This is a genomic window from Acidovorax sp. 107, assembly GCF_003058055.1.
Taxonomy (GTDB): domain Bacteria; phylum Pseudomonadota; class Gammaproteobacteria; order Burkholderiales; family Burkholderiaceae_C; genus Acidovorax.
Map to the genome: position 1 here is coordinate 2,290,200 of NZ_QBTZ01000001.1, position 21,571 is coordinate 2,311,770.

Consider the following 21,571-nt stretch of genomic DNA (forward strand, 5'->3'; position numbering starts at 1 on the left):
GTAAGCTGGCGCTGGCGCCGCGGGCCTGCCGCAGTGCCGGCGCTGCGTCAGACGCTACATCGCACGTCAGCGAAGTTGACCGGTGCAAAACGCGTGGCTTGGGCGGGCGATGGGCGCAGGGTTTCGGTCACCAGCACACTCACCGCGTCGTCCAGCCGGGCGGCAATGTCGGCCTGCACGTGGTAGGTGCCCTCGGGCGTCAGCGTGACCTGGGCATCGGTAGCGTAGATGCCGGGCAGGATGCTTTTGGCGCCCAGCGACTGCAGCACGGGGCGCAGAGCGTAGTCCAGCGCCAGCATGTGGTGTGGGCTGCCGCCCGTGGCCAGGGGCAGCACGGTCTTGCCCTTGAGGGCTGTTTGCGGCAGCAGGTCCAGAAACACCTTGAGCACGCCGCTGTACGCCGCCTTGTAGACGGGGGTGGCCACCACCAGCACGCTGGCATCGGCCACCTGGTCGATGGCGCTGACCACCGTGGGGTGCCCAAAGTCGGCCAGCAGCAGCGCCTGGGGCGACAGGTCGCGGATGTGGATGCGGTCCACCAGCGCGCCGCGCACCGAAAGGCGCTGGGCCACGGCGTCGAGCAAAACGGCGGAGCGGGAGCGCTCCGAGGGACTGCCGGCGATGAGCAAGGCGGACATGGTGTGGATTCCTTGAATACTATGGTTTTGATAGCTGGCAGCGCATGTTGGACTATCGCTTGGGCCTGTTTTCATTCAAAAAGGACGAGCAACGCCCCGCCCGGCCCGCTGGGGCCTGGCTTGTTGCACGGAGACGGGGCGCCGGCCACCCGCACACGAAAGGCGGGTGGGCTGACTGGCTTACTTACTTGCGGGTGTAGATCTGGTCAAAGCTGGCGTTGTCCGCAAAGTGGTCCTTGGCCGCCTTGTCCCAGCCACCAAACGCGTCGTTGATGGTGAACAGGTTCAGCTTGGGGAACTGCTTGGCGTACTTGGCTTTGGCTTTGTCGGACACGGCCGGGCGGTAGAAGTGTTTGCCCGCGATGTCCTGGCCTTCTTCGGTGTAGAGGTACTGCAGATAGGCCTCGGCCACGGCGCGGGTGCCCTTCTTGTCCACGTTCTTGTCCACCACCGAGACGGCAGGTTCGGCCAGGATGGAGATCGAGGGGGCGATCACGTCGAACTTGGCACCGAACTCTTTTTCGAGCAGGTAGGCCTCGTTCTCCCAGGCGATGAGCACATCGCCCTGGTTGCGCTGCGCAAAGGTGATGGTGGAGCCGCGCGCGCCGGTGTCCAGCACAGGCACGTTGCCGTACAGCTTGGCCACGAAGTCCTTGGCCTTGGCGTCACCGCCGTATTTGCGCTTGGCGAACTCCCACGCGGCCAGGTAGTTCCAGCGCGCGCCGCCCGAGGTCTTGGGGTTGGGCGTGATCACTTTCACATCCGGGCGGACCAAGTCATCCCAGTCCTTGATGCCCCTGGGGTTGCCCTGGCGCACCACCAGCACGATGGTGGAGGTGTAGGGCGAGCTGTTGTGTGGCAGGCGCTTTTGCCAGTCCTTGGGGATCCAGCCGCCGTTGGTGTGCAGCGCATCGGTGTCGCCCGCCAGGGCCAGGGTGGCCACGTCGGCGTCCAGCCCGTCGATGATGGAGCGGGCCTGCTTGCCCGATCCGCCATGGCTTTGCTTGATGGTCACGTCCTGGCCGGTCTTGGCCTTCCAGTGCTTGGCAAAGGCCTGGTTGAACTCCACGTACAGCTCGCGGGTGGGGTCGTAGGACACATTGAGCAGCGTCACAGACTGCGCAAACGACGGCAGCGCCGTCAGCGCCAAAGCGCCCGCAAAGGCTGCGGCCAATGGAAACTTGATAAAGTCGCGGCGAAAGTTCATGGGGGTCCTCGGTTTTGAATGTGGACGGTGCAAAACACCGATGAAACGCATTCTGGAAGGCCCTCTTAAAAACTGGAACCAATAAGATTTCAGTTCTTAATACCCAAAACATCTGAAGGCAGAGCCCACGCCGCCTTCGCATTCACCCCACCACAAGAAGGAACCACCATGGCACGCACCGTCCAATGCATCAAACTCGGCCAAGAAGCTGAAGGCCTGGACTTTCCGCCCTACCCCGGCGAGCTGGGCAAGCGCATCTGGGAAAACGTGAGCAAGCAGGCCTGGGCCGACTGGCTCAAGCACCAGACCATGCTGGTCAACGAAAACCGCCTGAACCTGGCCGATGCGCGGGCCCGCCAGTACCTGGCCCGGCAGATGGAAAACCATTTCTTTGGCAGCGGCGCAGACGCTGCGGCGGGCTACGTCCCGCCCAGCGCGTAACGCAGCGAAGCTGCAGTGCAGCGTTGCACGAAATGGTTTTACGCAAACCCTTTCTTGGCAGCGCGGTTCACTTCACGCGCTCACGGCCAGTGATCTAGAACAACCGACGCTCAGCCTAATTGCTGTAAAAACCAGCCTCAGCACGGCGCCCATGTGGCGCCCTTTCTTTTTCTGGGTTGTGCGCACAAAGCGTGCAACTCCTGGTTTTCGCAGCCCCCCACCCCATGTCCGAGCCCATCGACTGGTTGCCCGACGGCACCCCCTACAGCCCCCGCTTTGGCGACCGCTACCACAGCGAAAACGGAGGGCTGGACCAGGCCCGCAGGGTGTTTTTGCAAGGCTGCGGCCTGCCCGCGGCCTGGGCCGGGCAGCCCCAGTGGCGGGTGCTGGAAACCGGCTTTGGCTTCGGGCTGAACTTTCTCGTCACCTGGGCAGCGTGGCGGGCCGACGAGCGCCGCCCCCGGCTGCTGCACTTCGTATCGACCGAGGCCTGGCCCGTGAGCGCGGCCGACCTGCTGCGGGCCACTGCGGCCCACCCCGAACTAGCGCCCTTGGCTGAGCAATTGCACGCGCAATGGTGGGGCCTGCTGCCCGGCGTGCACCGCCTGGCATTTGACGAAGGCCGCGTGCTGCTCACCCTGTATGTGGGGGACGCGCAGGAGATGCTGCGCCAGCAGGCGCCGACGGCAGATTCGGTGTACCTCGACGGGTTCAGCCCCTCCGTCAATCCCGAAATCTGGAGCACCCACGCCCTCAAGGCCGTGGCGCGCTGCTGCCGCCGGGGCACCCAGCTCGCCACCTGGACCATCGCCCGCGCCGTGCGCGATGCGCTGGCCGAATGCGGCTTCGAGGTGCAGCGCGTGCCCGGCGTGCCACCCAAGCGCGACAACCTGCAGGCCACCTACAACCCCCACTGGGAGCCACGGCCCCGCACGGCCGCCTTGCCGGAGGCGCCCCCCACCGCCGCCCCGCAGCCCCGGCATTGCCTGGTGATTGGCGGCGGGCTGGCAGGTGCCGCAGCGGCCGCCAGCCTGGCCCGCCGGGGCTGGCAGGTGCAGGTGCTGGACGGGGCGGCGGAACCCGCCGCTGGCGCATCGGGCCTGCCTGCGGGCGTGTTTGCGCCCCATGTATCGCCCGACGATGCGGTGCTGTCGCGCCTGTCGCGCAGCGGCGTGCGGACCACGCTGCAGCAAGCCCGCCAGCGCCTGAAGGCCGGGCAGGACTGGGGCCCCACCGGCGTGCTGGAACACCGCACCGACGGCCCCCCCGGCCTGCCCACCGACTGGCAAGGGGGCCCCGGCGCGGACTGGACCGTCCCTGCCCCGCAAGCCGCTCGCGAGCAGGCCGACCTGCCGCCCGATGCGGTGGCCTGCTGGCATGCCCAGGCGGGCTGGATACGCCCGCCCCAGATGGTGCGGGCACTGCTGCAAGAACCCGGCGTCACGTGGCTTGGAAATTGCCCAGTGGCCAGCCTGCGCGCCCAGCCTGCTGCGGACGCCGCCGCCAACGCGGCCGAATGGCAGGCGCTGGATGCACAAGGCCAGGTACTGGCCCAGGCCCCCGTGGTGGTGATTGCCGCAGGCGCAGGCAGCAGCCCGCTACTGGCTGACCGCTGGCCCCTGCAACCTGTGCGGGGCCAGGTGTCGTGGGGCCGCTATGCCGCCCACCTGACGGCGCCAGCGCCGTTCCCGGCCAACGGGCATGGCAACATGGTGCCGTCGTTCGGCGTGGGCAGCCCCGGCAACCCGGGCGAAGAGGCCACCGAGCGCGCCTGGATCATGGGCTCCACTTTTGAGCGCAATGTGGCAGAGCTGCCCGCCACGGCCGCCGACCAGCTTGCGGCGCACCGCTCGCATTGGGACAAAGTGCAGACCCTGATCCCCGCCGCTGCCCGCGAACTGGCCCCCCGCTTCGAGGCACGGCTGGCCGCTGGTGAGCAGGACACCACCGCATCCTCCGCCGTCGAGCACTGGGCCGCTGTGCGCTGCACCGCCCCCGACCGCCTGCCCATCGTGGGGCCGGTGGATGCAACCGCCCTGCCCGGCCTGTGGGTGTGCACCGCCATGGGTGCGCGCGGGCTGACGCTGGCCTTGCTGTGCGGCGAGTTGCTGGCCGCCCGCCTCAACGGCGAGCCCTTGCCGCTGGACACCAAGCTGGCCCGCGCTCTGTCCAGTGAACGGATGTGAACCGCCGCCGCGTGCGCGCCAGAGGCGGTCGGCCACCGCCCGGCGCACGAGGCCAGCACTGACTTATATCCATATTTGCATATTAGAAGCACAAAACAATAGTTTGCATCCATAAGCAAGCCCTCTACATTCGCCGGCATGCATGAATTGGCGTTTGTCTTTGCGGGATTTGCAGTGGGTCTGATCGTCGGACTCACTGGCGTGGGCGGTGGCTCGCTGATGACGCCCATCCTCATCTTCTTCTTTGGCATCAAGCCCCACATGGCCGTGGGCACCGACCTGCTGTTTGCCGCCTTTACCAAGATGGGCGGCACCGTGAGCCTCGCGCGCCAGCGCCTGGTGCCCTGGAAGGTGGTGGGCCAGCTGTGCGCCGGCAGCATTCCGGCCGCGCTGCTGGCGTTGTGGGCCCTCCAGGTGATGGGACCGGCCAGCGGCACCGCGCAGGCCATCATGACCACCACGCTGGGTTTTGCCCTGCTGCTCACGGCAGCGGCTACGCTCTACAAAGTCATTGCTTTCTCCGCCCAACGCCAGGCGGCCGAGGCAGCAGCCCGCAAGAACCACGTGGGCGACCCCGCCCGCCCGCGCCACTGGAGCCTGCCGGTTCTGCTGGGCGCGGTGATTGGCACGCTGGTCACCTTCACCTCAGTGGGCGCAGGCGCCATTGGCGTGACGGTGCTGCTGCTGGTGTACCCCATGCTGCCGCTACCGCGCATCATTGGCGCAGACATTGCCTACGCCGTTCCATTGACCCTGGTGGCCGGGCTGGGACACGCATCGCTGGGCTCGGTGGACTGGTCTTTGCTTGCACAATTGCTGGCTGGCTCGCTGCCGGGCATCTGGCTGGGCTCGCGCCTCGTCACCCGCACGCCCGAGCGCCTCATTCGCTCTGCCCTTTCCCTGCTGCTCGCCTGGGCGGGCTTCAAACTGATTCTGATCTGAGTGCTCCACGATGTACCAATACACCGACTTTGACCGCCAATTCATCCGCCTGCGCGCCGAGCAGTTCCGCGACCAGCTCGAACGCTGGCAAGCGGGCAAACTGACCGAAGAGCAGTTCCGCCCCCTGCGCCTGCAAAACGGCTGGTATGTGCAACGTTACGCGCCCATGCTGCGCGTGGCCGTGCCGTACGGCGAGCTGTCGAGCACCCAGCTGCGGGTGCTGGCCCGCGTGGCCCGCGAATACGACCAGCCCGAGCCCGCCCTGCTGGCCGAGGCCCAGGCTACGCAAGAAAAGCTGGGCGAGATTCCGCTGGCCGACGGCCGCCGTATTGGCACCAAGCTGAAGTACGGCTATGGCCACTTCACCACGCGCACCAACGTGCAGTACAACTGGATTCCGCTGTCCAAGGCTGCGGACGTGATGGACCTGCTGGCCACCGTGCAACTGCACGGCATCCAGACCAGCGGTAACTGCATCCGCAACATTAACAGCGACGCGCTCGCGGGCATCGCGGCCGACGAGATCGCCGACCCCCGCCCCTTCTGCGAAATCCTGCGCCAGTGGAGCACGCTGCACCCCGAGTTTTCATTCCTGCCCCGCAAGTTCAAGATCTCGATCAACGGTGCGCGCGAAGACCGCGCCGCCCTGGGCTGGTACGACGTGGGCCTGCAGCTCGTCAAGAACGACGCGGGCGAACTCGGCTTCAAGGTGCGCGTGGGCGGCGGCATGGGCCGCACGCCCACCATCAGCCCAGTGCTGCGCGAGTTCCTGCCATGGAACCAGCTCATGAACTACCTGGAAGCCGTGATCCGCGTGTACAACCGCTACGGCCGCCGCGATAACAGCTGGAAGGCGCGCATCAAGATTTTGGTGAAGGCCGAGGGCCAGAGCTACATCGACCAGGTGAATGAAGAGTTCCGCCAGATCGTCGAGGACGAAGGCGGCCCGCACACCATCACCCAGGCCGAATACGACCGCGTGGCCGCGAACTTCCGCGAGCCCGACCTCGACCTCTCGCCCGCCAACGCCGAAGCCGAAACCCTGGAACTGCTGCGCACCGCCGCCAGCGACGACCGCGACTTTGGCCGCTGGCTCACCAGCAACGTGCTGCCACACCGCCACCCGCAGCTGCGCGCGGTGATGCTCTCGTTCAAGCGCCTGGGCTATGCGCCCGGCGACGCGACGGCCGAGCAGATGGAAGCCGCCGCCGAGCTGGCCGACCGCTTCTCGGGTGGCGAATCGCGCGTGACACACGAGCAAAACCTGCTGCTGCCCTGGGTGCGCCGCGACCAGTTGCCCGCGCTCTACCAGGCCGCCAAGGCGCTGGGCCTGGCCAAGCCCAACATCGGCCTGCTGACCGACATGATCGCCTGCCCCGGCGGTGACTTCTGCTCGCTGGCCAATGCCCGTTCGCTGCCCATTGCCGAGGCCATCACCGAGCGATACCAGGACCTGGACGAGCTGTGGGACCTGGGCGAGATCGACCTGCACATCAGCGGCTGCATCAACAGCTGCGGCCACCACCACAGCGGCCACATCGGCATCCTGGGCGTGGACAAGGACGGCAAGGAGTGGTACCAGATCACGCTGGGCGGAGCCGATGGCTCCAACCTGTCGGGCCCCGCCACGCCCGGCAAGATCATCGGCCCCTCGTTCAGCGCCTCCGAAGTGCCGGGCGTGATCGAAGCACTGCTGGCCGTCTACCGTACAGAGCGCCTGCCGCTGGCCGGCGACGCCGAAGGACCGCGCCACGAGAACTTCATCGACACGGTGCGCCGTGTCGGTCTCGACCCCTTCAAGGCCGCCGCCAATGCCGCGCGCCACCCTGCTGAAACCGAAGCCGCCTGAGGCATCGAACACTATGAAAATAATAGCTGCTCACGAGCACCACACTGACGTTGCCGGCCAGAAGATCATTGAACTGCCCAACGACACCAACCCCTTTGAACTGGACCTGGCGGGCGTGGACCGCATTGACCTTCAGTTTCCCAAGTTCACCGACGGCCGGGCCTTCAGCCAGGCACGCCTGCTGCGCGGTCGCCTGAAGTTTGCGGGCGAGCTGCGCGCCACGGGTGACGTGCTGATCGACCAGCTGGTGCAGATGGCCCGCTGCGGCTTTGACGTAGCGGTGCTGCGCGAAGGCGTGGACATGGCAGACGCCCAGCGCCAGTTTGACCGCTTCAAGGCCTTCTACCAGGGCGACGTGACGCACCCGCTGCCCCACTTCCGCGAGGCCGCCTGATGAACATGAGAGACACCACCCACGCCATGAGCCAGCTTGACCTCGCCGCCATCAACGCCGACCTGGGCCGCAATGCCCCCGCCCTGGTCGAATGGGCTCTGGGCCTTGGCCAGACCAGCATCGTCACCACCAACTTCCGCCCGTTCGAGGCGGTGATCCTGCACCTGGTCACGCAGGTGAAGCCCGATGTGCCGGTGGTGTGGATGGACAACGGCTACAACACCGAAGCCACCTACCGCTTTGCCGACGAGGTGACGAAGCAGCTGGGTTTGAACCTGCAGATCTACCTGCCGCTGCGCTCGCGCGCCCACCGCGAAGCCGTAGAAGGCCCCACGCCCGCACTGGACGACCCGCGCCACGCCGCGTTCACCGCCGAGGTGAAGCTGGAGCCCTTTGCCCGCGCCCTGCGCGAGACTGCGCCCCAGGTGTGGTTCACCGCCCTGCGCGCCACCGACACCGCCGTGCGCGCACAGATGGACCCGGTGAGCATCAACCCCGATGGCCTCATCAAGGTGGCGCCGCTGCTGCACTGGTCATCCAAAGACCTGCACGAATACTGCGTGAAGCACGGACTGCCCAACAACTTCGACTACGTGGACCCCACCAAGGGCGAAGACAACCGCGAGTGCGGCCTGCACCTTGCGCATTGAACCCACCGCAGATCCGACCATGAATGCCCGCACCGACTCAGCGCTGCTTGAGAAAACCAACAACATGAGCTACCACCTCAACAACTCGCACCTCGACGCGCTGGAAGAAGAAACCATCTTCATCCTGCGCGAAGTCGCCGCCGCCTTCGAGCGCCCCGCACTGCTGTTTTCGGGCGGCAAGGACTCGCTGGTCATGCTCAAGTGCGCTGAAAAGGCCTTTGGCACCAAGGCCAGCGGCGGCGGCATTCCGTACCCGTTGCTCATGATCGATACGGGCCACAACTTCACCGAAGTGACGGACTTCCGCGACTTCCGCGCCAAGGAGCTGGGCGCCGAACTCATCGTGCGCAACGTCGAAGATTCGATGGCCCGCGGCACGGTGCGCCTGGCCCACCCCGGCGAGTCGCGCAACGTGCACCAGTCGGTCACGCTGCTCGAAGCGATTGAAGAATTCCGCTTCGATGCGCTGATCGGCGGCGCCCGCCGCGACGAGGAAAAGGCCCGCGCCAAAGAGCGCATCTTCAGCCACCGCGACAGCTTTGGCCAATGGCAGCCCAAGGCCCAGCGCCCTGAGCTGTGGACCCTATTCAACACCCGCCTACAGCCCGGCGAACACTTCCGCGTGTTCCCCATCAGCAACTGGACCGAGCTGGACGTGTGGCAGTACATCGACCGCGAGCAGATCGGCCTGCCCAGCATCTACTACACGCACAAGCGCCAGGTGGTGGACAAGAAGGGCCTCTTGATGCCCGTGACCGAGCTGACTCCGCCGCGTGAGGGCGATGTGGTGGAAACGCGCGATGTGCGCTTCCGCACCGTGGGCGACATCACCTGCACCGCCCCCGTGGAAAGCACCGCAGCCACCCCGGCCGAGATCGTCATCGAGACCCTGGCCGCCGACGTGAGCGAGCGCGGCGCCACGCGCATGGACGACAAGACATCGGATGCTTCGATGGAGAAGCGCAAGAAGGACGGGTATTTCTGATGACCGCTATCAATTCCATAGCTGCTAGCGCAAACAACACCAGCGCTACCAGCCAAAACGACCATATTTCCGCCCTCAAGTTCATCACTTGTGGTTCCGTCGATGACGGCAAGAGCACGCTGATTGGCCGCCTGCTGGTGGACAGCAAGGCCGTGTTGCAAGACCACCTGGCCGGCGTACAGCGCCAGGGCGAGACCGACCTGGCCCTGCTGACCGACGGCCTCTCCGCCGAGCGCGAACAGGGCATCACCATCGACGTGGCCTACCGCTACTTCGCCACCGAAGAGCGCAAGTTCATCATCGGCGACGCGCCCGGCCACGAGCAGTACACCCGCAACATGGTCACGGCCGCCAGCAGCGCCGACGCCGCCGTGGTGCTGGTCGATGCCACCAAGCTCGACTGGAAGAACCCCAGCCTGGCCCTGCTGCCGCAGACCCGCCGCCACAGCCTGCTGGTGCACCTGCTGCGCGTGCACTCGCTGGTGTTTGCCGTGAACAAGCTCGACGCCGTGGAAGACCCCGCACTGGCCTGGAAGCACATCCAGGGCGCGCTGCAAGCCTTTGCCCAGGCCGCTGGCATCACCGTGCGCGCCACGGTGCCTGTCTCGGCCCTCAAGGGCTGGAACGTGGTCGATGCCCATGCCGGCTGGTGCGGCTACACCGGCCCCACGCTGCTGCAAGTGCTGGAAGCGTTGCCCAACACCCCCGCCGACACAGCGCTGGCACCGGCCTTCCCGGTGCAGTGGGTCGAGAAGTTCTCGTCCTCATCCGACACCAGCCAGGGCCGCCGCGTGTTCTGGGGCCGTGTGGCTGCGGGCACCTTCGCGCCCGGCACGGCCGTGCAGATCTTCCCCAGCGGCCAGCTGGCCACCGTGGCCCAGGTGCTGGACCACGCCCGCCGCCCCAAGGACGTGCCCGCAGGCACCAGCGCCGGCATCATCCTGGACCGCGAGGTGGACGTATCGCGCGGCGACTGGATCCTGGCCGCGCCCACGGCTGCTGCAGCGCCGGTTGCCGACGACGACTTTGGCGACACACCCGCTGCCACCCCGGCCTGGCCCGCCAGCCGCGAGCTGCGCACCACCATCGCCTGGATGGACGACGAGCCCCTGGTCGCGGGCCGCGTGTACTGGGCGCTGCACGGCCACCGCTGGGTCAAGGCCAAGGTCAAGGCCGTGGTGCACAAGCTCAACATCAACACGCTGGCCGAAGAAGCCGCCACGCAGCTCGACCCCAACGCCATCGGCCATGTGGAACTGCTGCTGCAAGAGGCGATTCCCGCTGCGCCGTTCACCCAGGCCCGCGTGCTCGGATCGCTGATCCTGGTGGACACCGCCAGCCACAAAACTGCGGGCGCCGTGCTGGTCAACTGATGGGCCACTGACCCAGATCAGCCTCCGCACGCCCGAGACACCCCTTCGCAGCAAGGGGCCCTGCAACCAAAGGTCGGTGAAAGCTTCTAAAATCGAGGGTTTTCACCGACCCACACAACTCCTGTCATGACCCACGTCGTTTCCGAAAACTGCATCAAGTGCAAGTACACCGATTGTGTGGACGTGTGCCCCGTGGACTGCTTCCGAGAAGGCCCGAACATGCTCGTCATCGATCCTGACGAATGCATTGACTGCGCCGTCTGCATCCCCGAGTGCCCGGCCAACGCCATCTTTGCCGAAGAAGACCTGCCGGCCGACCAGATCGCCTTCATCAAGCTCAACGCCGACCTGGCCTTTGCCGACGGCTGGAAGAGCATCACCAAGCGCAAGCCCGCACTGCCCGACGCCGACGAGTGGAACGGCAAGCCGGGCAAGGTCAACGAACTGATCAAGTAACCCGCCGCGCGCCCCACTGGTGACCGAGACTTTGCAAGCGCCCACCGTGGTCGAGACCGACGCCGTTGTCATCGGCGCAGGTCCCGTGGGCCTGTTCCAGGTCTTCCAGCTGGGCCTGCAGGGCATCACCGCCCACCTGATCGACGCCCTGCCCCATGCGGGCGGCCAGTGCGTCGAGCTGTATGGCGACAAGCCCATCTACGACATCCCGGGCATCCCGGTGTGCACCGGGCGGGAGCTGGCCGACCTGCTGCTGCGGCAGATCGCACCGTTCAAGACCCAGTGGCATCTCAACACGCTGGTGTCTGCGCTCACCGTACAAGCCGACGGACGCCTGCTGGTCGAAACCTCGCAAGGTGCGCAGCTGCTGGCACGCACCGTGTTCATTGCCGCAGGCGTGGGCGCCTTTGTGCCCCGCACGCTCAAGGTGGACGGCATCGAGCGGTTTGTGGGCACGCAGTTGCACTACCAGCGCCTGCCCGCCAGCGTGGATGCGACGGGTCGCCACGTCGTCGTGCATGGTGGCGACGAGCCTGCCGTGGCGCGCGCCGTGGAGCTGGCCGAACAGGGCCAGGCCGCCCGCGTCAGCCTGCTGCACCGGCGAGACGTGTTCCAGGCGCCCGATGCCCTGCTGCAGCGCCTGCAGCACTTGCGCGATGCGGGGCGCATCCATGTCGAGGCTGCGCAGATCACCGGCATCGAAGCCTCTGGCGACCAACTGAGCGCGTTGCAGGTAGTGGATGCCGATGGCAGCACCCGCACCCTTGGGCTCGACCTGCTGGTGGCCGTGCTCGGCATCTCGCCCCGCCTGGGCCCCATTGCCGATTGGGGCCTGGCCATGGACCGCAAGCAGCTGGTGGTGGACACCGAGTCCTTTCGCACCAGCGTACCCGGCATCTACGCTGTGGGTGACATCAACACCTACCCTGGCAAACGCAAGCTCATCCTGTGCGGCTTTCACGAAGCCACGCTGGCCGCCTTTGGCGCGGCCGAGGCCATCAAAGGCGACAAGGTGGCGCTGCAATACACCACCACCAGCCCGCGGCTGCACCAGTTGCTGGGCGTGGCGCCGGCATCGACACCTTCCGCCAGCGCATAGTCCCGGGCGGATCAGGGCACAGTCGCGCGCTGCCAGAACGGCGCGCCGACAAATAAGCACGAAATGTCCAAAAGGCGCGCAAGCGCCCGGCACGATGGCGTCTCCATCCCCCTTCAGGAGCACACCATGAGCCAACACCCTCTTCAATCCATCTGGGACGCCTACACCGCGTCGTGGAAGACCGACTCGCCCGCCGAGCGCGATGCCCTGTTCGCCCAGTCGCTGGACCGCGCCTGCACCTACAACGACCCGCTGGCCACGGCCCAGGGCTGGGCGCAGCTGACGGCCTACATGGACGACTTTCACCGCCAGGTACCGGGGGGCCACTTTGTGACCCACTACTTTGCCAGCCACAACCAGCAAAGCCTTGCCAAATGGAACATGGTGAATGGCAGCGGGCAGGTGATCGGCGAGGGCGTGAGCTACGGCCGCTACAACGATGACAACCGCCTGGTCTCCATGACCGGCTTTTTTGACACTCCCTGATCCACAGGCCCGCCCGTGCTGCATCTGCAACAACTCCAGGAGGGCATCGACTACATCGAAGCCCATCTTGAATCCGACATCGATCTGGCCGACGTGGCACGGGCCGCAGGCCTGAGCCAATGGCACTTTCAGCGCATCTTCAAGGCCCTGACCAACGAGACCCTGAAGACCTACATCCGCTCGCGCCGGTTCGCCAACGCGCTGGAGCAACTGGCCAGCACGCGGCTGAGCGTGCTCGACATTGCGCTGGCCGCCGGCTACGAAACCCAGGAAAGCTTCACCCGGGCGTTCAAGGACTGCTTTCGGCTGACACCGTCGCAGTACCGCCGCATGGGCAATCGCTCACTCTTCGTGCGCAAGGTCCGTCTGGACGAGCGCTACCTGGAGCACCTTCGCCACAACGTCTCGCTGGCACCGACGATCGAGGTGCGCCCCACCATGCGCGTAGTGGGCCTGCCCACCGACTACTACGGCATCGACTCCGAAAAGAACAACCTGGGCCAGAAGCTGCCGCCCCTGTGGGGCCAGTTCCTGCCGCGCCTGAATGAGATTGCGAACGCAGTGCCCGGCGTCTGCTACGGCGTCGTGTTGCCCGCCGGGCCGCGCACCGAACAATTGCGCTACCTGGCGTGCACCGAGGTCCAGGGCGCTGGCGACCTGCCCGCGGGCATGGCCACGATGGAGATCCCTGCGTCGACTTACGCGCGATTCACCCACCGTGGTGAGGCCAGAAACGTGGACGCGACGGTGAACTACATCTACGGCAGCTGGATGGTGTCCGGGGGCCGGTCGCACACGCTCGGGCCGGACCTGGAAATCTACGATTCGCGGTACCACCCGACCTCGGCGCAGTCGGTCATGCACTATGCAGTGCCTGTGCACGCATCAGCCGGCTGACGCCAGGCGGCGTCCGCGCCCCACCACTGCAGCGCGGCCGCGTCGTGCAGCGACTGCAGTACGTCCACAGCATCCACCGCCTGCGCCAGGGCCAGCGCACCGCTGCGTTGAAAAGCTGGGTCGATGAGCCGCTGCGCCACCTCGATCACGATGGGCGCCGTCACCGCGTAGATATCCTGACCGCGCACACAGGTCGTGCGGGCCGTACCGTTCTGCTCGACCTGCACCACCATCTCGAACTGCTGGGCCGAGCGGCCGGAGCCGTCCGCTGCGACGGGCGGTGGGGTGGCCGCATCGCGTATGTCCTGCAATGCAGACCGGTTGAGCAGCGAGCGGATGTTGTGTACAGGCAGGTGGTGGGCCAGCGTGATGACCTCGCTGAAAGGGATCTCCACCATGGCCTGGCGGCCCAGTGGCCCGCCAAAGCGCCAGTCAGGCACCTGCAGCGACGGCACCAGCGGTGCCAGGTGCCCCTCCTTCACCACCATCCGGGGTGCGGTGTTGCGCTCGCCCGTGCGCCGTGTGCCGGCGGTGGGCCACCAGTGATCCAGTCCGATGGCCACGGTGATCGCGTCAATGGGGCCGGGCGCCGCCACGCTGCTGGCCAGCAGGTCGGCCAGGCCGCCGTAGAAGGCAGCGGCCGGAATCGCCACGCGACCTGCCGCCTGCGCGGGGGCGTCCAGGTCGGCCAGCGTGGCCTGTGCACTGCCCTGCTCGGCCGTCACGTCGAGGTAGTGGCAGCCCCCCCGCAGGGCCGCGGCGCCCACCGGGGCCGCGGTGTCCAGAAAGGGCCCGGCGCAATTGATGACCACCGAGCAGCCGGCAAAGGCCCGGTCCAGGCTGGACGGATCGGCGATGTCCGCCACGCGCCACTCGACGCCCGAGGGCAGACTGTCGTCGAGCTTGCGGGCATCGCGGCCCACGGCCACGACAACCAGGCCGCGCCGCAGTGCCTCCTGGACGACGAACCGGCCGGTGTGACCGGCGGCTCCGAAAACAGCGATGGCTGCGCGGGTGGGGTTCATGGCAAATCCTCGAAGTAGAAAAAAAGGAAACAACAGAAACGTGATCAACAAACGATACAGACCTGTCTGTTCTTAAAATATTACAGACAGGTCTGTATCATTGTCAACATGTCCTCCGCCACTTTTGCCCCATTGCCCCCTGGCGACCGCTCCGCCGGGGCCGACACTGGGCCAGCCTCCGTCGCGCCCACCACCCGCCCCAACTCCGCCCTTCCTGCGCGTTCGCGGCGCGCCGCTACGGCGGCGGGTGAAGTGGGCGACGTACGCGCCCGCATCCTGGACACGGCGTCGCGCCTCTTCTACGAACGCGGCGTGCGCGCCGTGGGGGTGGACCTGGTGGTGCTGGAAGCCGCCGTGGCCAAGACCAGCCTGTACCGCTATTTCCCCACCAAGGACGACCTCATCGTGGCGTTTCTGGAGCGGGAAGACGTCGACTTCTGGGCCACGTGGGATGGGGTAGCCGCACAGTTCCGCGAAGACCCGGCGGGCGAGCTGGATGCGCACATGGTCTGGATCGGCGAGCGCCTGGCCCGCTCCAACTACCGGGGCTGCCCGCAGATCAATGTGGCGGCAGAATTTGCCGAGCAGGATCACCCCGCCCGTCTGGTCTCGCAACGGCACATGCAGGCGCTGCGCCAGCGGCTGCGTGCCATCGCCGTTCGGCTGGATGCGGCCGACCCGGACCGGCTTGCCGCCCAACTGGCGGTGCTGGTCAACGGTGCCTTCGTGAGCGCTGGGCTGCTGAGCGCAGAAGAAGGCACGGGCGTGTTGCGCGCCGCGCTGAAGGCCTTGCTGGCAAGCGCGCAAGCCAAGGGCTGACCTGGTCATCACGGCGGGGAATCCGCCTTGCTGCCCACGGGCTCGCGCTTCAAGACCGCAGTGTCCGCAACGGGCCGGCCCACCCGCAGGTCCCCGACCAACATGCGCGAGCGCAACCCACCCCCAGCGACAGCAGTCCGACGTGACAGCATCCTATTGGCCCTGCCCCGCCGAGGCCCTGCTGGCTCCGCCTGTCCCGCCACGGATGCAACCAAGCGTTTCCGCGTGGCACAATCGCGCCGCTGCCCTCGGGCGGCACGCTAGGGGTGTCCCGCCGTGTGCGGGGCTGAGATCACACCCTTTGAACCTGTTGCACACCGGCCGTAAGAACGTCTGACGGCGATGTGCGTGAGATCATCCTCGCGCAGGGAAGCCAAGTCCGCCGAAGCCACGCCCCGCAACGCTAATCGCTGCCGCCGGGTGCCAGCCGCCCGGGCCGCCCCTGCTCTGTATGCCTGTCTACGGAGCCGTCCGATGCCTGTCCACACCACCGCGCCCGCTGCCGCCACCAACGAAGCGCTGGCCCCTGTCTCATCCGACCGCCGCGTCTTCCAGTGGCACGACCACGCCTCGCTTTGGTTCAGCCTGGGCGTGGGCCTGCTGGTGATGCAGGTGGGTGCCTACCTGATGCCTGCACTGGGCACCAAAGAGGCACTGATTGCCATCATCGCCGGCTCCATCGTGGGCGCAGGACTGCTGGGCTGGGTCGCCAAGCTGGGTTGCGACAGCGGCCTGGCCAGCGCGGGGCTGATGCACGCCGTGTACGGCCGCACGTTTGCCAGCCTGCCCATCATCCTGAACATCGTGCAGCTGGTGGGCTGGGGCACGTTCGAGCTGGTGGTGATGCGCGATGCCACCGTGGCCATCGGCCAGCAGTCGGGCGCCATGGCCGGTGCCCACTGGCAGGTAGCGGCCACGCTGCTGTGGGGCGGCGTGGTGATGCTGCTCATCAGCGGGTCGATGGTGCAGCTGGTGCGCAAGCTGATTGCGCGCATTGCGCTGCCGCTGGTGGTGCTATCGCTGCTGTGGCTGTCGTGGCAGTTTTTGTCGCTGACACAAGCGCAAGGCCTTGAAGCGCTGTGGACGCGCAAGGGCGAAGGCGGCATGGGCGTGTTGCCCGCACTCGACTTGGTGATCGCCATGCCCATCTCGTGGCTGCCGCTGGTGGCCGACTACGCACGCCATGGCAAGAACGGTGGCTCTGCGCTGCGGGGCACCTGGCTCGGCTATGCGCTGGCCAACATCTGGTGCTACAGCCTGGGTGTGCTGGTGGCGCTGACCTTGCCCAGCCAAGACCTGGTGCAGGCGCTGCTGCTGGCCCAGGGCGGGCTGATTGCGCTGTCGCTGATCCTGATCGACGAAGTGGACAACGCCTATGGCGACGCGTACTCGGGCGCGGTGTCGGCCCACAGCCTGCTGCCGCGCTGGGGCGTGCGTGGCTGGGGCCTGCTGGTGGCTGCGTTGTGCACGGCGCTGGCGCTGGTGCTGCCCATGCACAGCCTGGAACCATTTCTGCTGCTGCTCAGCTCGGTGTTTGTGCCACTGTTTGGCGTGATCCTGGGGCGCCTGGCGTTTGGCGCCCAGGCCACCGCCCTGCTGGCGACGGCGCGCAAGGTCCACGGCGTGCCCGTTGCGATCTGGCTGGCGGGCATCGCGGTGTACCACCTGGCCCCCAAGGTGCTGCCTGATGCGGGCTCCGCCCTGCCCGCGTTGGTGTTCAGCTTTGTGCTGGCCTGGGCGACAAGGCCCAAGGCACGCTGAATCGCCAAACACTATCAAAAGAGGAGCGCTCAGCGCATGATTGACTAGCGCTTGAGCCTCAAAACACCCAAAAATCGCTCTACGGCGCCTGAAACACCCGCTGCGCCACCGGCGCGTAGCCGTGGTTGAGGGGGCCGTGGCCTTGCCCGGTGGTGACATCCGCCCCGGCAGCAATGGCCCCAAGGATGTAGGCGCGCGCCTGCTCCACGGCCTGCTGCAGCGGCAGGCCCAACGCCAAATGGGCAGCAATTGCGGACGACAAGGTGCACCCCGTGCCATGTCCGTTGTGGGTGGCAATGCGTTGTGACTGCAACCGGTGCCCCTGGGCCCCGCTTTGAACGCTCAGTACATCCACCACCCAGTCGCCGGGCAAGTGCCCTCCCTTGACCAAGGCGGCGCGGGCGCCCAGTCGCAGCAGGTCCTGCGCCGCCACCTCCAGCGCCTCCACGCCCTCGATGCTGCGCCCCAGCAGCCATCCGGCCTCGTCCAGGTTGGGCGTGACCACCTCGGCCAGCGGGAACAGTTCCTTGACCAGGACCGCCACCGTCTCCTGGGCGATCAGCCGGTCGCCGCTGGTAGCCACCATCACGGGGTCCAGCACCACGTGCGGCAGCCGGTAGGTCCGAATGGCGTCGGCCACCACGTGCACCACGTCGGGTGAATGCAGCATGCCGATCTTGACGGCGTCCACGCCAATGTCCTGCACCACGGCGTCGATCTGGGCCTTGAGCATCTCGGGCGGAATGCCGTGGATACCCGTCACCCCACAGGTGTTCTGGGCTGTGATGGCGGTGATGGCGGTCATGCCGAAGCAACCGAGCGCACTGAAGGTCTTGAGATCGGCCTGGATGCCCGCGCCGCCGCCGCTGTCAGAGCCGGCAATGGAGAGCACGCGTGCGTAGCGGCGGCCCGTCGAGGGCAAGGGGGTCATCGATGAAATCATGGCAAAAATTATGGCCTATGCGCCAGGTCAAAACGGCACGTCAGGGGGATGTGCTGTAATTCATTTTCCGGACGAAACAGGGGTGTCCCGCCATATGGTGTGCGACTGAGAAATACCCTGGGGCCCGCGCAGAACCTGCGCACTGCGGCACACGCAGCAGCCCCGCTACCCGATCCAGGTCATGCTGGCGTGGGGAGTTTCCACCAACGGTGCCCCCGTTTTGTCCATGGCTGCATGCCACTACACGGACACACCGACGGAGCTATGTCACTTCAACCTTCTTCCTTTGTCATTCTGGGCGCGGGCCTGATGGGCCGTTTGCTGGCCGTGGAACTGGCGCGCCAGGGACACCGTGTGGACATCTACGACGCGGGCAGCCCTGCGGCCGAAAATTCGGCGGCCACCGTGGCAGCAGCCATGCTGGCCCCTCTGGCCGAATCGGCCATCACCGAACCAGGTGTGGTGCGCATGGGGCACCATGGCCTGACCCGCTGGCCCGAGCTGCTGGGCGCCCTTGCCCAGCCCGTGTTTTTTCAGCAGGCAGGCACGCTGATCGTGTGGCACCGCCAGGACGCGGCAGAAGCCCAGCGGTTCACGCGCCAGCTGGAGAGCAACCAGCGCACCGTGCCCGAGCTCCCCGCACTCAAAAGCCTCGACAGCCATGCCCTCGCGCAAGCCGAGCCCTCGCTAGCCCACCGCTTTGCGCAAGGCCTGTACCTGCCCGGCGAAGGCCAGCTCGACAACCGCCAGCTCCTGGCGGCGCTGGTGGTGGAGATGGAGCGGCTGGCCGTGCGCGCGCACTGGCACACGCCCCAGTCGCCCGAAGCCTTCACCACCGGCGCGCCGGGCCAGCCTGACTGGGTGCTCGACTGCCGGGGCCTGGGCGCCAAGGCCCAGTGGAGCGCCTTGCGCGGTGTGCGCGGCGAAGTGGCACGCATTCACGCGCCCGACGTCACCCTGCAACGTCCCACACGGCTGGTGCACCCCCGCTACCCCATGTACATCGCCCCCAAGCAGGACAATATGTTTGTGATTGGTGCCACCGAGATCGAGTCTGACGACCGGTCCCCCGCCAGTGTGCGCTCCACCCTGGAACTGCTGAGCGCCGCCTATGCGGTCCACCCCGGCTTTGCCGAGGGCCGCATTCTGGAACTGGCCACCCAGTGCCGCCCCACGCTGCCCGACAACCTGCCGGCCATCCGCCAGACGCGCCCAGGCGTGCTGGAGATCAATGGCCTGTACCGACATGGCTTCATGATCGCGCCCGCCATGGTGGACGTGACCCTGGAGGTGCTGAACACGGGACAATCGGCGCTGTCCGAACGTTTTGACCTCCGGGTGGAACTGGAGCCCACCGCCCCAGCCCCGACCGGAGTCTCAGCCCCCGCATTTGCATGAACATTTCGATCAACCAAGTCCCGCACGAACTGCCCGAGGGTGCCACCGTGGCCGATGCCGTGGCCGCGATAGAGGCGCGCCCCCCATTTGCCGTGGCGGTAAACACCACCTTTGTGCCCAACACCCGCTACGCCGCGCACCCCCTGCAACCCGGTGATCGCGTGGAGATCATCTCCCCGGTGACGGGCGGTTGAGCCCCTCTTTTTCCCTTCGTCATGACACAGTCTTCAAGCCCTGACGCCCTGGTCCTGTACGGCCAGACCTTCCACAGCCGCCTGTTGCTGGGCACTTCCCGCTACCCCTCGCCTGCGGTGCTGGAAGCCTCGGTGCAGCGCGCACAGCCCGCCATGGTCACGGCCTCGCTGCGCCGCCAGGGCAGCAATCCGGCCGAAAGCGGCAGCAGCTTCTGGGAGTTGCTGCGCAAGCTCAATGTGCCCGTGCTGCCCAACACCGCTGGCTGCCACAGCGTGCAGGAGGCCATCACCACCGCACAGATGGCGCGCGAAGTGTTCGACACCCCCTGGATCAAGCTGGAACTGATCGGCGACGACTACACCCTGCAGCCGGACACACTGAACCTGGTGGGTGCGGCAGAACACCTCATCAAGGAAGGCTTCCAGGTGCTGCCCTACTGCACCGAAGACCTGGTGCTGTGCCAGCGCCTGGTCGATGTGGGCTGCCAGGCCGTCATGCCCTGGGCCGCCCCCATTGGCACGGGCCGTGGTCCGGTGAACCCCTACGCACTGCAGACACTGCGTGAGCGCCTGAACGTGCCCATGCTGGTGGATGCGGGCCTGGGCCTGCCCTCGCACGCCTGCCAAGTGATGGAATGGGGCTACGACGGCGTGCTGCTGAACACGGCCGTAGCACTGGCCCAAGACCCGGTGGCCATGGCTGGCGCATTCGCCGATGCGGTGAATGCCGGGCGCGCCGCACGCCGGGCTGGTGCCATGTCGGCGCAGGACGCCGCGCAACCCAGCACGCCCGTGTTGGGCACACCGTTCTGGCACCACGCCCATGCCTGATACCGCCGCCCTGGCGCAAGCCATTCTTGCGCACCATGCAGACACCTTTGCCGGGTTCACGCCCGAGCCCGTGCCCGCCCCCACATCACAAGACCCTACCTACCTGGCAGCGTTGCAGGCCTGCAGTGCCCTGGGTTTCATTGCCCACGACGCCGAGTGCCTGGCCCGCGCCTGGCAGGCGCGTGCACAGCGGACGGGGGTGATGGATGCAGCACATTGGCCCGATGAGCCAAGAGATTTTGGCCTGCAGCCCACGCCGCGCGTCCGCCAGTTCGCCCCCTGCCCCGAGCGCCTGGGCCTGTATGCCGTGCTGCCCGACGCTGCCTGGGTGGGTCGCATGGCTCTGGCGGGTGTCCCCACCGTGCAACTGCGCTTCAAATCCGACGATAGCGAGGCCATCGCACGTGAAGTGCGGGCCGCAGTGCAGGCAGTGCAGGACACCGGTGCGCTTCTGTTCATCAACGACCACTGGCGTACGGCCATCGACGCTGGTGCGTACGGTATCCACCTGGGCCAGGAAGACCTGGATGCACTCTCTGCGGACGAATTGCAAACGCTGCACCGCTCAGGGCTTCGCCTGGGAGTCAGCACCCACGGGTATGCCGAGATGGTGCGAGCCGATGCGGTGGGCCCCAGCTACGTCGCCATGGGCGCCGTGTTCCCCACCACCCTGAAAAAGATGGCCACCGCACCGCAGGGCGTGGGCAGGCTGGGGGTATATGCGCGGCTGATGCGCCACTACCCGCAGGTAGCCATCGGAGGAATCAGTGCCGAACAGCTCCCCCAGGTGCTGACCACCGGGGTGGGCTCGGTGGCGGTGGTACGGGCGCTGGTCAACGCGCCCGATCCTGAAGCATCGGCGGCAAAGTTGATGGCGCTCATGCGCTGAGGGGATGGCGGGGCGACCATCGGCGCCCCTCACTTTCACCACCACCTAAAACCCACAACCTGGCAGCCCCCCGCATGGGCTGCCGCTCGCAGCCCGGCGTTAGGCCTA

The 21,571-nt window shown here is 66.8% G+C and carries 22 protein-coding genes; 18 read left to right on the forward strand and 4 right to left on the reverse strand.

Going from position 1 to position 21,571, the window contains the following annotated elements:
- Positions 1–47 precede the first annotated feature (47 nt).
- Both ssuE and C8C99_RS10765 read right to left on the reverse strand, forming a co-directional pair.
- Positions 48–638 carry an NADPH-dependent FMN reductase gene (gene ssuE / locus C8C99_RS10760; RefSeq protein WP_108625738.1) on the reverse strand — a complete coding sequence of 197 codons (591 nt, stop codon included), beginning with the start codon at positions 636–638 and terminating at the stop codon, positions 48–50.
- Between the two features lie 184 nt (positions 639–822).
- Positions 823–1,845, reverse strand: a complete 1,023-nt coding sequence (locus C8C99_RS10765; protein WP_108625739.1) for a sulfate ABC transporter substrate-binding protein — start codon at positions 1,843–1,845, stop codon at positions 823–825.
- Between the two features lie 168 nt (positions 1,846–2,013).
- On the opposite strand from C8C99_RS10765, the gene C8C99_RS10770 reads away from it, so the two are divergent.
- The 12 genes from C8C99_RS10770 to C8C99_RS10825 all read left to right on the forward strand — a co-directional run bounded on the left by C8C99_RS10770 (position 2,014) and on the right by C8C99_RS10825 (position 13,603).
- A complete protein-coding gene (locus tag C8C99_RS10770) occupies positions 2,014–2,286 on the forward strand; it encodes an oxidative damage protection protein (protein ID WP_056638705.1) in 273 nt (90 codons plus the stop codon).
- 224 nt (positions 2,287–2,510) lie between these two features.
- Positions 2,511–4,472, forward strand: a complete 1,962-nt coding sequence (gene mnmC, locus C8C99_RS10775; RefSeq protein ID WP_108625740.1) for an FAD-dependent 5-carboxymethylaminomethyl-2-thiouridine(34) oxidoreductase MnmC — start codon at positions 2,511–2,513, stop codon at positions 4,470–4,472.
- A gap of 138 nt (positions 4,473–4,610) precedes the next feature.
- Positions 4,611–5,414 (forward strand): sulfite exporter TauE/SafE family protein, encoded by an 804-nt coding sequence (locus C8C99_RS10780; protein WP_056638701.1) that lies wholly within the window; start codon positions 4,611–4,613, stop codon positions 5,412–5,414.
- A gap of 10 nt (positions 5,415–5,424) precedes the next feature.
- Positions 5,425–7,263 (forward strand): nitrite/sulfite reductase, encoded by a 1,839-nt coding sequence (locus C8C99_RS10785; RefSeq protein WP_108625741.1) that lies wholly within the window; start codon positions 5,425–5,427, stop codon positions 7,261–7,263.
- Between the two features lie 13 nt (positions 7,264–7,276).
- Positions 7,277–7,657 (forward strand): DUF934 domain-containing protein, encoded by a 381-nt coding sequence (locus tag C8C99_RS10790; RefSeq protein WP_056638695.1) that lies wholly within the window; start codon positions 7,277–7,279, stop codon positions 7,655–7,657.
- A complete protein-coding gene (locus tag C8C99_RS10795; RefSeq protein ID WP_233247205.1) occupies positions 7,657–8,307 on the forward strand; it encodes a phosphoadenosine phosphosulfate reductase family protein in 651 nt (216 codons plus the stop codon). The genes C8C99_RS10790 and C8C99_RS10795 overlap by 1 nt, the downstream gene beginning before the upstream one ends.
- 19 nt (positions 8,308–8,326) lie before the next feature.
- Positions 8,327–9,292 carry a sulfate adenylyltransferase subunit CysD gene (gene cysD / locus C8C99_RS10800; RefSeq protein ID WP_108625742.1) on the forward strand — a complete coding sequence of 322 codons (966 nt, stop codon included), beginning with the start codon at positions 8,327–8,329 and terminating at the stop codon, positions 9,290–9,292.
- Positions 9,292–10,665 carry a sulfate adenylyltransferase subunit 1 gene (locus tag C8C99_RS10805; RefSeq protein ID WP_108625743.1) on the forward strand — a complete coding sequence of 458 codons (1,374 nt, stop codon included), beginning with the start codon at positions 9,292–9,294 and terminating at the stop codon, positions 10,663–10,665. Before cysD ends, C8C99_RS10805 begins: the two co-directional genes overlap by 1 nt.
- Before the next feature lie 126 nt (positions 10,666–10,791).
- The gene (gene fdxA, locus C8C99_RS10810; RefSeq protein WP_008904181.1) at positions 10,792–11,121 is read left to right on the forward strand and encodes a ferredoxin FdxA; all 330 of its coding nucleotides are present in this window, start codon (positions 10,792–10,794) and stop codon (positions 11,119–11,121) included.
- 46 nt (positions 11,122–11,167) lie between these two features.
- Positions 11,168–12,220, forward strand: a complete 1,053-nt coding sequence (locus C8C99_RS10815) for an NAD(P)/FAD-dependent oxidoreductase (RefSeq protein WP_108627120.1) — start codon at positions 11,168–11,170, stop codon at positions 12,218–12,220.
- Between the two features lie 126 nt (positions 12,221–12,346).
- The gene (locus C8C99_RS10820; RefSeq protein WP_108625744.1) at positions 12,347–12,706 is read left to right on the forward strand and encodes a nuclear transport factor 2 family protein; all 360 of its coding nucleotides are present in this window, start codon (positions 12,347–12,349) and stop codon (positions 12,704–12,706) included.
- A 15-nt stretch (positions 12,707–12,721) separates the two neighbouring features.
- Positions 12,722–13,603: a helix-turn-helix domain-containing protein gene (locus C8C99_RS10825; protein ID WP_108625745.1), complete on the forward strand. Its 882-nt coding sequence runs from the start codon at positions 12,722–12,724 to the stop codon at positions 13,601–13,603.
- On the opposite strand, the gene C8C99_RS10830 is transcribed toward C8C99_RS10825, so the two are convergent.
- Positions 13,570–14,628 (reverse strand): NAD(P)H-binding protein, encoded by a 1,059-nt coding sequence (locus tag C8C99_RS10830; protein WP_108625746.1) that lies wholly within the window; start codon positions 14,626–14,628, stop codon positions 13,570–13,572. The two genes, C8C99_RS10825 and C8C99_RS10830, sit on opposite strands and share 34 nt — an antisense overlap.
- Positions 14,629–14,736: 108 nt before the next feature.
- Between C8C99_RS10830 and C8C99_RS10835 the strand changes: the two genes are divergently transcribed.
- Complete coding sequence (locus C8C99_RS10835) at positions 14,737–15,447, forward strand: TetR/AcrR family transcriptional regulator (protein WP_082576733.1); 711 nt, start codon at positions 14,737–14,739, stop codon at positions 15,445–15,447.
- A gap of 474 nt (positions 15,448–15,921) precedes the next feature.
- Positions 15,922–17,208 (forward strand): cytosine permease, encoded by a 1,287-nt coding sequence (locus C8C99_RS10840; protein WP_108625747.1) that lies wholly within the window; start codon positions 15,922–15,924, stop codon positions 17,206–17,208.
- 79 nt (positions 17,209–17,287) lie between these two features.
- On the opposite strand, the gene thiD is transcribed toward C8C99_RS10840, so the two are convergent.
- On the reverse strand, positions 17,288–18,139 hold the full coding sequence (gene thiD, locus C8C99_RS10845) for a bifunctional hydroxymethylpyrimidine kinase/phosphomethylpyrimidine kinase (protein ID WP_108625748.1): 852 nt from the start codon (positions 18,137–18,139) through the stop codon (positions 17,288–17,290).
- A 276-nt stretch (positions 18,140–18,415) separates the two neighbouring features.
- On the opposite strand from thiD, the gene thiO reads away from it, so the two are divergent.
- From thiO to C8C99_RS10865, 4 genes are read left to right on the forward strand one after another with little or no spacing between them, the layout of a single operon-like run.
- Entirely contained in the window at positions 18,416–19,549 is a 1,134-nt protein-coding gene (thiO, locus tag C8C99_RS10850; RefSeq protein ID WP_108625749.1) for a glycine oxidase ThiO, read from the forward strand.
- Positions 19,546–19,743 (forward strand): sulfur carrier protein ThiS, encoded by a 198-nt coding sequence (thiS, locus tag C8C99_RS10855; protein WP_056638659.1) that lies wholly within the window; start codon positions 19,546–19,548, stop codon positions 19,741–19,743. The genes thiO and thiS overlap by 4 nt, the downstream gene beginning before the upstream one ends.
- 21 nt (positions 19,744–19,764) lie before the next feature.
- Positions 19,765–20,574 (forward strand): thiazole synthase, encoded by an 810-nt coding sequence (locus tag C8C99_RS10860; protein ID WP_108625750.1) that lies wholly within the window; start codon positions 19,765–19,767, stop codon positions 20,572–20,574.
- Complete coding sequence (locus tag C8C99_RS10865) at positions 20,567–21,463, forward strand: thiamine phosphate synthase (RefSeq protein WP_108625751.1); 897 nt, start codon at positions 20,567–20,569, stop codon at positions 21,461–21,463. The genes C8C99_RS10860 and C8C99_RS10865 overlap by 8 nt, the downstream gene beginning before the upstream one ends.
- Positions 21,464–21,571: the final 108 nt, after the last annotated feature.